The 11,577-nt window shown below is 67.2% G+C and carries 9 protein-coding genes; 4 read left to right on the top strand and 5 right to left on the bottom strand.

Annotated features, from left to right (window positions below; genetic code table 11):
* The first annotated feature begins 146 nt into the window (after positions 1-146).
* The 3 genes from C489_RS07475 to C489_RS07465 all read left to right on the top strand — a co-directional run bounded on the left by C489_RS07475 (position 147) and on the right by C489_RS07465 (position 3,949).
* The gene (locus C489_RS07475) at positions 147-455 is read left to right on the top strand and encodes a HalOD1 output domain-containing protein (protein ID WP_006430596.1); all 309 of its coding nucleotides are present in this window, start codon (positions 147-149) and stop codon (positions 453-455) included.
* Between the two features lie 374 nt (positions 456-829).
* A complete protein-coding gene (locus tag C489_RS07470; protein ID WP_006430595.1) occupies positions 830-2,056 on the top strand; it encodes an orc1/cdc6 family replication initiation protein in 1,227 nt (408 codons plus the stop codon).
* Between the two features lie 453 nt (positions 2,057-2,509).
* Entirely contained in the window at positions 2,510-3,949 is a 1,440-nt protein-coding gene (locus C489_RS07465) for an HNH endonuclease (protein WP_006430594.1), read from the top strand.
* Positions 3,950-4,022: 73 nt separating this feature from the next.
* Here the strand turns inward: C489_RS07465 and C489_RS07460 are convergent, their stop codons facing one another.
* Together C489_RS07460 and C489_RS07455 are read right to left on the bottom strand one after the other, a co-directional pair.
* A complete protein-coding gene (locus C489_RS07460) occupies positions 4,023-5,273 on the bottom strand; it encodes a hypothetical protein (RefSeq protein WP_006430593.1) in 1,251 nt (416 codons plus the stop codon).
* A gap of 57 nt (positions 5,274-5,330) precedes the next feature.
* Entirely contained in the window at positions 5,331-5,525 is a 195-nt protein-coding gene (locus C489_RS07455; protein WP_006430592.1) for a hypothetical protein, read from the bottom strand.
* Positions 5,526-5,671: 146 nt separating this feature from the next.
* On the opposite strand from C489_RS07455, the gene C489_RS07450 reads away from it, so the two are divergent.
* A complete protein-coding gene (locus C489_RS07450; RefSeq protein WP_006430591.1) occupies positions 5,672-6,058 on the top strand; it encodes a DCC1-like thiol-disulfide oxidoreductase family protein in 387 nt (128 codons plus the stop codon).
* A gap of 35 nt (positions 6,059-6,093) precedes the next feature.
* On the opposite strand, the gene C489_RS07445 is transcribed toward C489_RS07450, so the two are convergent.
* From C489_RS07445 to C489_RS07435, 3 genes are all read right to left on the bottom strand, one after another.
* Positions 6,094-7,551, bottom strand: coding sequence for a lipase maturation factor family protein (locus C489_RS07445; protein WP_006430590.1), 1,458 nt, complete (start codon positions 7,549-7,551; stop codon positions 6,094-6,096).
* Positions 7,552-7,610: 59 nt separating this feature from the next.
* Positions 7,611-8,849, bottom strand: a complete 1,239-nt coding sequence (locus C489_RS07440; RefSeq protein ID WP_006430589.1) for an MFS transporter — start codon at positions 8,847-8,849, stop codon at positions 7,611-7,613.
* 99 nt (positions 8,850-8,948) lie between these two features.
* Positions 8,949-11,507, bottom strand: a complete 2,559-nt coding sequence (locus C489_RS07435; protein WP_006430588.1) for a heavy metal translocating P-type ATPase — start codon at positions 11,505-11,507, stop codon at positions 8,949-8,951.
* Positions 11,508-11,577: the final 70 nt, after the last annotated feature.

Raw genomic sequence — 11,577 nt, 5'->3', positions numbered from 1 at the left:
CCTTTCCAGCCCGCTCAGAGATGTGTATAAGAGACAGCACCGGAACTCGACCGCCTATTCGGGCGTGTCGGATCGTTCTTTTCTCCGTCCGAAGCGGATTGAAATATTGGGGCACATTCTTTACTCCCGCTCCCTCAGCAGGAGTTATGAATTCGCTCGAATCGTCCGTTTCCGTCACAGCAACCGATCAACTCAGCATGGCCGTTATCGATCTCGTCGCACAGGCCGAAAACGCCGACCCCGTCGAATTGGACCCGCTATACGATGCGATCGATCCCGACCTCCTCGATTCGCTTCCGGGCTCGGCCGGGTTTACCACGCTCGAGTTCTCCTATCAGGGCTATACTGTCGCCGTCACAGACACGGACGAGGGAGTCGACGTGAGCCTCGAGGGGGCGGAGATCACGGCCGACGGGTTGCAGAACGACCTCATCGATACCGAGTCGTCGACGTAAGGATTCGTAGTCGATTATCTTCTCCCGGAGACGTTGCGGCCGTTGCTCGGTTCGGATACGATCGGCCGACAACTCGGATCGCTATCGACAGACACACACCACCGCTGCAAGTGAAGCCGTGGAACGGGGGCTGGGGTAGCTGAGGTCGCCCACTACCCGAATCGGTCATAAGTGTCAGTCCGACAAATAGCGCCGAAAGCAGTCAATCAGTTGCCGCGTTTCGGCAAAGCCTGTCAGCGCTTTAGATGAAAGCGTGGACTGTTCTCTAGACGACTCGTACTAGACTAGTCTTCACGTGAAAGAGTGGTGTGTGTGAGTTCACTTGCATCAGATGAAAGAGTGGCTTTAAATAGCACATCTCTCTTGATACGGACATGCCTCGGTTCGAGCGGAAGCAGAACATCTTCCGGAACAAGGACGCACTGGGGGAGTCGTACCAGCCCGAACGGATCGAAGAGCGAGACGAAGAAATCGAGGCCTACATGGACGCGCTCCAGCCCATCATCGACGGCTGGGAGCCGAACAACGTTTTTCTCTACGGGAACACGGGCGTCGGCAAGACCGCCGTCACCGACTACCTCCTCGACGTGCTCCAGGAGGACGTCACCGAGTACGACGACGTCGATCTCTCGGTGCTCGGGGTCAACTGTAAGACGCTCAACTCGTCGTATCAGGTCGCCGTCGAACTGGTCAACACGCTCCGCCCCGCCGGCGCAGAGATTAGCACGACCGGCTACCCCCAACAGACCGTCTTCAAGAAGCTCTACAGCGAACTCGAGGCACTGGGCGGAACCGTCGTCATCGTCCTCGACGAAATCGATTCGATCGGCGACCGCGACGAGTTACTGTACGAACTCCCGCGGGCGCGCTCGAACGGCTACCTCGAGTCGACGAAAGTCGGCCTCATCGGCATCAGCAACGACTTCAAGTTCCGCGAACAGCTCGACCCCCGCGTCCAGGACACGCTTTGTGAGCGCGAACTGCAGTTTCCGCCCTACGAGGCCTCCGAACTGACCAACATCCTCGAGTCTCGAGCCGAGGTCGCGATCACCGAAAACGGCTGCGACGGCGGCGTTTTGAACCTCTGTGCGGCCCTCGCCGCTCGCGACAGCGGGAGCGCCCGACAGGCACTCGACTTGCTCCGGCTCGCGGGCGAAGTCGCGGAGAACAACGACGACGACGAAATTCAAGAACACCACGTCGAGCAAGCGCGCTCCAAACTCGAGCAAGAGCGGGTCGAAGAGGGGATGCGAGAGCTGACGACCCACGGACGACTCGCCCTGCTGGCAGTCGTCTCGAAGGCCGCCAAGGAGTCGACGCCCTGCCGGACCCGCGAACTCTATCAGGAGTACGAAGCGCTCTGTGAGTCCTCGGGAACCGATTCCCTCGCCCAGCGGTCGGTCCACAACCACCTCTCCGATCTCCGGATGCTCGGCATCCTCTCGGCGAAGGAAAACCGGAGCGGCTCTCGGGGCAACTACTACAGCTACGAACTCGACGTTCCCTTCTCGAGCGCCGTTGACGCGATGGCCGACGTGCTCTACCTCGACGAGGAAATCGAGACGATCCGGGAGATCGCACGGATGAACGGCGTCGTCTAAACCGATCCGCCGGACTCGGCGCGGCCCGAGACCGCCCCACACCACCGTTACAAGTGAACGTCTGATAACACGATCCCGGACCCGGTTACTCCGTCGCGACGCCGTCGCCGTTTCACTTGTATCGATGGGGTGAGTGGGTGGAGAATCTCCGCCGTACACCGCTACTCCGTCCGTTTCGTTCCGAGAGTTCCCGGTCGACCCACCGTCTGTGATCGGCCGTAGCGGCAGTGGTGAGTGTTCACATGAAAGAGTGGTGTCCGTGGTATCGACGCGAACCGGGACTCGAGGGCTGGTCCGCCTTCACGTGCAACCGTGGTGTGTCTCGGTCCGGTTCACTTGTAAGGCCGGTGTGTCCCCGGCGACGTGCTGATTTCCACAGGCTTCGACCCACGCCGCTCCCGCCGCCCGCTTTATACCCGTGTCCGTACAACGACAGCAGTATTGACTCTCACGATGGAAGGGGAGACACACACTATCGCGGTTCGGTTCTTCGGCGGCGCGGGGAACTACACGGCCGTCCTCGAGCGGCTCTGTAACTATATCGTCACCGAGAACCCGACCGAAGCGGCGGTCCTCGAGTGGATCCGATCGAACACGCGAGCGACGAGCGAGAACGGCATTCGGCGTCGACTGACCTTTCTCGAGGCGATCGGGCTGCTCGAACTGGACGGCGACGTTCGGCTCACCCAGCGCGGACTCGCGTGGCTCTCGGAGACGGACCCCAGCGTCCTCTACGAACTCCTCTCGGGCACCGTCCGCGGATTCGAGACGATGCTCGAGGCGCTGCTCGAGGGGCCGAAAACGGACGCCGAACTCGGCGCCGCGATCTCGTCCGCCCATCCGGAGGTCGGCTGGAACGACGCCTCCGGACCCGCCCAACACAGAGGTTGGCTACAGAGCCTCGGCTACGTCGAGCGCTCCGACGGCGTGAATTCGCTCACGGACAGCGGCCGAACACTGGCGAAGCGTCGCTCGTCCGAGTATCCCCACCTCGAGCGCGGCACGTTCTACGCACAGACCGACCTCGAGGACGCGTTCGACACGAGCTTCGGCTCGTACATCAAGGGGATCAGTCCGCGAACGGACGAGGAGGGGGAGCTGGCGTACATCATCGTGAAAGCCCGCGAAGACGGACCGTACGACGACGAGATCGACGGCGAGCGGTTCACCTACATCGGCGAGGGCGTCCCGGAGAAAGGCGACCAGCAACTGACCGGTGCCAACGGCGCGCTCCTCGAGCAGGCCGACCGGTCGACCGTCCCGGTGTACTTCTTCTACCAGCCGGCGGACAGCGACGACCTCCGATACGAGGGACTGGTCGACGTGACTGACGCGGAGTACGTCTCGCAGGACGGGCGCATGGTCTATCAGTTCACGATGGAGCGACTCGCGGTCGAGCCGGCGCGGTTCGAAGCGCTCGCGGAGTCAGTGTCCGACGGAGTCGAAGCCGACGATACCGAAGAGCCGCCCCTGACCGACGACGGAGACGAGTTCACCGAGGTCCAACGGCGAGTTCGCTCGAGCGCGTTCCCGAAGACGGTCAAATCCGCCTACGACTCGCGGTGTGCGATCTGCGGGAAATCGCGCGAGTCGCCGGACGGAACGGTCGACATCGAGGCGGCCCACATCTATCCGAAGCGGGAGAACGGCCGCGACGACGTTCGGAACGGCCTCGCGCTCTGTCGGCTCCACCACTGGGCGTTCGACGCCGGCTGGCTCGCGGTGTCCGACGACTACCGGATTCTGGTCGCCGACCGGCCCGACCTCGAGGGCTACGAGGAGTTCGCGGCGCTCGAGGGCGAACCGCTGACGCTCCCCGACGACGAGGACCGCCGCCCGCACGCGACGTTCCTCGCCGCGCATCGGGAACGGAACGGGTTCGAATCGGCGTAAGATCCGCTCCGATCCCCAGCAGGCAGTGGCTAGCTTCCACACGGTCTTTCTCGAGGCGGCCGAAGCCGACCCCTCAAACGGGTTCGCGAAGCGCCCAAACGTCTTCGAGGGGTTCGAGCCGACTTGGCTCCGCACCGCGCTCGGTAAGTATCCCGCTGTGGTACAGCATCGCCTTCAACTGGAACACGGTCGGCGAGTGGTAGACGGAGCCGTCCTCGAGCGCCGCGCGTCGAAGGTCACCGTCTTCGGTCAGGACGCGACTGCGGACGCCGTCGGTGCCGCGGACGAACAGTTCGACGGTAAAGGTCGGATGCAACTCGTGCAGGTACTCGACGAGGTCGACCAGCGACGGCTCCGCGATCCCGTCCTCGTGGATGCACTGGAGTTCCCGGACGAGCAACTCCGTCGCCCGGTAGTCGAAGACGACTCGACGAGCTAACTGCCCCCATGCCGGCGCGAGATCGACGAATCGCGTTCCCGACCGGTACCAGTTTTCGAACTCCTCGAGGGCCGCCTCGACGCTCCCGTAGCGTCCCGCTGCGAACCGGACGACCTCCTCGCCCAGCGAGGTCAGTTCGACGCCCTCGGTGCCGACGCCGTCCTCGATCAGCCCGAGGAACGCGGCCCCCTGTCGAGCGCTCTCGACGGCGCTGACGACCTTGTACTCCGACAGCAGCGTCTCGGTATCGCCGGCCGCGTGGTGGGCCAGCGGATAACCGAGGTAGTTCTTCGGGTGGTTCAGCCCGAAGGACTTGTCCGCGACGCCCTGTGCGCTGGCCTGAAACCGGATCGCCGTCGCCTCGGTCGTCGTCCGGTTGCCGACGACGCGGGGCACCTCGAGTGCGTCCACGGTCCCCGCGGCATCGACGCCGAGCACCCCGACGTTTAACTCCCGGGCGAGTGTGCGGTCGGTCTCGGCAATCGCCGCCGCCGGTGCGGCCAGATACGCCGCGTTCGCCTCGTGAAGCCGGTCGTAGGCTTGGACGATCCCGCGTTGGGTATCGACGCCGCCGCTCGTCTCGCCTTTCGCCTCGACGGCGATCAGCGGCGGGTCGTCCCCGAGTCGCTCGACGGCGAGGAGATCGGACTCGAGGGTGCGAACGCCGACGAGATCGGGGTAGCCGCCGCCGATTTGAACGTGGTTAAACGGGGCCAACCGGTCCCGCACGGCCGCGTCGACCGGCCGGCCGGGGAGCCACTCCGCCTGCGCGAACTGGGTGTCGGCCACCGCGTAGGCGGTCGGCTCGTCCTCGTCGGGAAAGAGCCGCCGCTTCGCGTGGGCCAGCACCCGCGGTTCCGAGAGCGGCCGGGCCGCGCTACTCATGGCTCAGCATTGGCCACCGGTCTCAATAATGTTCTGGCGACGGGCCGTCGAGCCGGCTCACTCCTCGCCGACGGCGAACGCTCCCGGCTCGAGTTCGGACAGAATGCCGGCGAGGACGGCTCCCGTCCCGAGCAGCGCGAGCGCGACGCCGACCAGCCACGGGGCTGAGCCGCCGTCGGCGAGCACTACGAGCCAGCACGCGCCGACGAGGACGACGCCGCCGGCGACGATCGACTGGACGAACCGCTCCATAGGCGTCCGTTTGCTAGCCGGAGCCAAGTATCCAAGCGCTCGAGTCACCCGTCGGTGCTCGCTCGCCATCTCCCAGCGTTCCGCGCGGCGTGCCACGGACCTCGAGCCGAGCCAAGCGTTTGTGTCTCGAGCCCCTTGATCCCGATATGACCGAGGCGACACTCGTCTACGACGACGACTGCGGCTTCTGTACGTGGTGGGCGGAGTACTTCGACGAGCGGACGGATCTCCGCATCGTCGGCTTCAGCGACCTCACCGACGACCTGCGCGATCGACTGCCCGAGGACTACGAGGACTGCTCGCATCTGGTCGCCGCCGATGGCGTCTACTCCTGTGGGGCCTCGATCGAGGAGGCGTTCGTCCGTACCGACGTCGCCGAGCCCGCGCAAGACGTAGTCGAGTTCCTCCGGCAGTTCGAGGACTACGAGCACTTCCGCGAGCGCTCCTACCGGTGGATCGCCGACAACCGCGACCGGTGGGGGACGTACCTCTCGAAGACGCCGCCGGCGCGCCGGGACTCCGACGGCGGCTGATCCGGGTGATCCGGCCCCGATCCGAGGCCGGACCATCACAGTCGCGGCTCGCGAACTCGCACCTCCTCGAGCGAGACCGGGCGGACGTACGTCCCGACGCGCTCGCGGGACCACCAGCGGCCGCTTTCGGCCCGCTCTTCCGGCGTCGTGTACCGATAGCGGTACCGCACCGCCCGGACGTACGTCGGCGGTTCCCCGTCGAAGGGGTCCTCGGCGAGTAAGGCGAGCGTGTCCGCGTCGGCCTCGAGCAGCTTCGCCAGAAACCGATGGAACCACGGATGCCGGCGCGGGCTCGGCGACATAGCTGCAAACCACAGCTGCCAGTCGAGCCGGAGGTGGTAGGGTGCGACCTGCGGCGGCCGGCGCTCGGGGTCGGTCGGCTTCCCTTTGAATCGATACGGTTGCCACTCCGTCGCCGCCGTGATCTCCTCGTCGGTGGTCCCCTCGACGACCACCTCGTACCGGTTCCGCGTTATCGAGCCGAACGCGCCGTAGGTGTTGACGAGGTTGAGCGGGTCGAACGAGGTGTTCATCAACTGGCGCTCGGAGAGGATGTTTTGCACAGGCCGGACGCTCAGGACGGCCACGACGGCGGCCAGGAGGATCGCGAGGGTCTCGAGATACAGCGGCGTCGGGGCGGTCGCCGGCGCGGAAATCGGGAGCACGGCTGCAAGCGTCCCGTCGCTGAACGTCGGAATCGCCAGCACGATCGTGAGCGCGTTCAGCCACGCGAAGTTCCCGGTGACCATGAGCCAGCCCTGAAAACCGATCGTGGCCGCGCCGGCCAGCGCCGACAGCGGCTGCGGGGCGAAGTACAGGAAGGGAACCAGCAACTCGAGGACGTGGTTCCCGACAGTCTCCACGCGGTGAAAGCGATCCGGCAGGTGATGAGCGAACCAGCTCACCGGATTCGGAATGGGCTGGGTCTCGTAGTGGTAATCCATGCAGGTCAGGTCCCGCCAGCAGTCGTCCCCGCGGAGCTTGATGAGCCCGGCTCCGAACATATTGCGAAAGAGCACCCACTGAACGAGCAGGATGACGACGAACGGCGGCGCGACCGATCCCGCGCCAAAGAAGATCGCGAGAAAGCCGGTCTCGCAGAGCATCGACTCCCAGCCGTAGCCGTAGAACGTCTGGCCCGCGTTCACGAAGGACAGATACAGCGCCCACAGCGCCGCCCAGAGGGCCATCGAGGCGGGCGTCGCGTACCCCGCCGGCAGCCAGTAGGGGACCCCCGCCAGCGCGAGCGCCGACAGTCCGACGCCGGTCCACGCCGCGATCCCGATCGAGCGATCGCTCGGGAGGAAATAGAAGAGGCTCGGCCGGTCGCGAACGGGGACGCCCTCGACGTACCGCTCGAGGGGCAACAGGCCGTCCTCGCCGGCGAGCGGCCGAAACTGCTTGGCCGCGACGAGGAAGGCGAGCAGGTACAACAGCGCGAGGCCCCGCTGGAAGCCGAACCGGACGAGCCAGTAGCCATCGCCCTGCCACATACCCGGCCGTAACTCCGCGGACGGGCAAAGGCGTGATGCGTGTGCGCTCGGTTGCCGCCTCAGGAATCACCGTACTGATACCGCAACACGCTGCCGGCGACCGCCACGACGAGTCCCCCCGAGGCCAGTAGCGCCAGTCCCGGCGTGTACGACCCGGTGAGGTCGTACAGCGTCCCGACCAACACCGGGCCGAGGAAGCCGCCGATCTCGCCGACGGCGAAGATGAAGCCGACCGCGGTGCCGGTCAGCCGCGCGCCGATCCCCTCGAGTTCCGGCGGGATCGCTCGGATTAACGGCGAAAGCCCGCCGAAGCCGAAGCCGGTGACGACGACGCTCCCGAGCAGGAGCAGGCCGAGTTCGCTCGCGATCACGCCCGAGATGCCGAGGCCGGCGATCAGCCCGCAGACCAGCAACGCGGTGCGGCGAGCACCGAACCGGTCGCCCACCGCGGGGACGGTCAGGACGCCGACGACGTTCGCGGCGACGAGCAGACTGGTCATCCGTCCCGCCCGATCCGGCGCGTAGCCTCGAGCCTCGAGCAGCGTCGGGAGCCACCCCTGCATCCCGTGGGCGATCATGAGGTACATGGTCCCGACGACGACGATAAGTTGCAGTTCGCGGTGGGTGAGGACAACTGTCAGGTCCCGGCGGATCGCCGCGAGCGTGAGCGAGGAGTCGGCCGCGTCGGCGTCGTTGGCCGCGCGGTTGCGGGCGTCGATCCCCAATCGGTGCGAGACGACGGCCCACAGCAGGCCGTAGCCGATCGCGACGACGCCGGTCCAGAAAAAGAGGCCGCGCCAGCCGCCAAGCAGCGGGCCCAGAATCGGTCGGCCGAGCGCGAATGCGCTCGCCGTTCCCGCCGCCGAGCCGACGAGGTAGATCGAGGACGGAAAGCCGGTTTCCGCGGGCGGAAACAGTACCGAGACGAGCTTCGGCAGGCCGAAGGTGATCGCTGTCGCGCCGACGCCGAGCAGCAGCGTCGTCGCGAGCAGGGAGGGAAATCCGGTCGCGAAACTTCGAACGAGCTGTGCGATGCCATAGATCAGGACGCCCGCCGCGAGACTCCGCCCCGGCCCAACGCGGTCGACGGCCACGCCGGTAAACAGCGCGATCGGGATGTAGGTCAGCGGAACCGCGCCCGCGACCACGCCGGCCTGCGTGCTCGAGAGGCCGAGTTCGTCGATGATCACCGGGAGATACGCCGGCAGCGAGAACCAACTGAACATCAGGAAGGTGTAGGTCAGCGTCCCGACGACGACGGCACCGTACGCGCGGCGGCGACCCATCCGTTCGGTCATCTGCCCGTGGATGGGTGACGCCGACCCGTGTAGTTTGGTGTAGCGGTACGACTCCCCGGAGTCAGCGGGGTTGCGAAGGAAAGCCTCGAGCGAACGGAGTCAGTCGCCAATGAGGGATCGTTCCGCGTTCCCGACGATGAGCAGGGTGCCGGCGACGACGGCGACGGTCGTGACGAGCGGGTTCACGACGCCGAGGACGGCGGCGGGAATCGCGATCGCGTTGTAGACGAAGGCGAGGCCGATGTTCTGTCTGAGACGGTCGCGTGCGGCCCTCGCCAGCGCGAACGCCTCCTCGACCGCGGCCAGATCGTCGTCGACGATCGCGACGTCGGCCGCGTCGGCGGCGAGCGCCGTGCCGCTGCCCAGCGAGATGCCCAGATCGGCCGCGGCGAGCGCGGGCGCGTCGTTCGTCCCGTCGCCGACCATCGCCACGCGGTCGTCGGCTCGCATCCGCTCGACCGCCGCCGTCTTGCCGTCGGGCGAGACGCCGGCGAAGACGTGATCGACGCCCGGGTGGCGATCGAAGACCTCGGCCGCCGTCCCGTCGTCACCGGTCAGGACCACGATGTCGACTCCGTCCTCGTCCAGCGCCGTAAGCGTCTCGTCCCACGCCTCGCGGGGTTCATCGCCGACGATCACGACGCCCTCGGCGGTCCCGTCCCGGCCGACGACGACTGGAAGGTGACCGGCTTCGCGCGCGCTGTCGACTCGCTCCGCGAGGTCGGGCTCGAGGTCCCACGCTCGCTCCCGGAAGAGGTCCGGATGGCCGACGAGCACGGAGCTGCCGTCGACGGTTCCCTCGACCCCGGTCGCGTGGGTTCGGAAGTCCTGGACCTCGAGCCCGCCGGCTGCGGTCGACCCGCCGTCGGCTCGAGTCGGCTCGCCACCGTGGTCGCCGTCCACCGACCCCCCGTCGCCGCCGAAGGCGTCCGCGATGGCCGCCGCGGCGGGGTGGGCCGCGCGGCGCTCGAGGGCGGCGGCAGCCGCGAGCAGGTCATCTGGCGCGTCGGCCTCGCGGACGGTCATCTCGCCGGTCGTGAGCGTGCCGGTCTTGTCGAAGACGACGGTGTCGACCGCTCGCAGCCGCTCGAAGACCGTCTCGTCGAAGACGACGATGCCGCGCTCGAGGGCTTCCTGTAGGCTCGCGGCGACGGAGTACGGCGTCGCAAAGCCGAGCGCCCACGGGCTCGCGACCATGAGCGTCATGCAGACGGCCAACGCGGCGGCTACCTCGCTCGCGCCGGTAAGCAGCGAGCCCGCGCCGACGACGACCGCGGCGGCGAGGACGACGGGCACGAGCACCGCGGCGAACTCGTCGGCCCGGCGGGTAACGCCGTGGTCCGCGCTCTGGACGTTCCAGACGACTCGGGTGAGCCGCTCGATGCTGCTGGTCGTCCGCTCGCCGACGTCGACCACCGCCGCGTCGGTCGTGACGACCGAGCCGCCGACCACGTCGTCCCCCGCGCGTTTCGTGACCGGGAGCGACTCCCCGGTCACGACGGCTTCGTCGACCGCACACTCGCCTTCCGCCAGCCGGCCGTCGACGGGGATGCGTTCGCCCTCGCGGACGAGCACGCGGTCGTCGGCCTCGAGGTCGGCAACGGGAATCTCCGTCGTCGAGCCGTCGTCGGCGTAGAGCCGGGCCGTGTCGACCTGCGAGACGGTGAGGTCGGTCAGCCGATCGGTCGCGCGGCGCTTGACCGTCGACTCGTAGTAGGTCGCACCCATCACGAGCGCGGCGACGACGATGGTCAGATCGAAGTAGACGTCCGTGCGGCCGAGAACGGCGGTGATCGAGGCGTACGCGTACGCGCCCAGTATCGTCATCGCCGCGAGCAGATCCGTCGTCGGTCGCCGGAGTTTCAGGCTGACGTATGCGCCCCGGAGGACGGGCCCGCCAGTCAGGTAGACGATCGCGCCGGTCAGGACGACGAACAGCGGGAGATAGAGGGAGCCGCCGAGGCCGGTGAACGAGCCCTCGAAGTGGGCGATCGCGCCCCAGTCGGTGAACGCGGTCAGGTACATCGGGTAGAAGACCGCCACGAACGGCAGCAAGAGGAAGGAACCGAAGACGACGCCCACCACGTACCGCATCTCGAGCATGTCGTCCGAGCGGCGCTTTCGCAGGCCGGACATCTCGCGCGAGCGCTGGGTCCCGCCCGTCTCCTCGTCGGCGGTCGCCTCGTCCCGCAGATACGCCGTGTAGCCGAGCGTGCTCAGCGCGTCCTCGAGCGCCTCCGTCGAGACGTCGTCCGGATCGTGATCGACGCGAACCGTCTCCGTGACGTAGCTCGCCTCGGCCTCGCGAACGCCGTCGCGGCCCTCGGCGACGGCCTCGAGGAACGCCTCGCAGGTCGCCGAGTGCATGCCGTCGACCCGGAAGAACGTGCGGACGGTCCCGTCTCCGTCGGGGGCGTCCGGCCGGTCGGTCGGATCGCTGTCGCTCTCGAGCTGCCGGTCACTATCACTGGCGCTGCGATCGCCGCTCCCGCCGCTCCGATCGTCGGCAGCGGCGTCGCTCGTCCCGAATTCGGCGGCGACGTCGCGGCAGCCGGGCGAACAGAACTCGTCCGCGCCGGACTCGCCGGCGGTCTCCGAGAGCGGCGTCCCGCACAGCCGGCAGCCGCCGCGTCGGTCGCTCGGGCGTCGATTACTCACGCGTGTGACTGCGTGTTCGACGGCAATAACAGTGGCCGAATCCGGCCGCCCCCTCGATCGCGGGGCACCC

Origin of the sequence: Natrinema versiforme JCM 10478 (assembly GCF_000337195.1) — an archaeon.
Classification (GTDB): Archaea; Halobacteriota; Halobacteria; order Halobacteriales; family Natrialbaceae; genus Natrinema; species Natrinema versiforme.
This window is presented reverse-complemented; position numbering and strand designations above follow the sequence as displayed.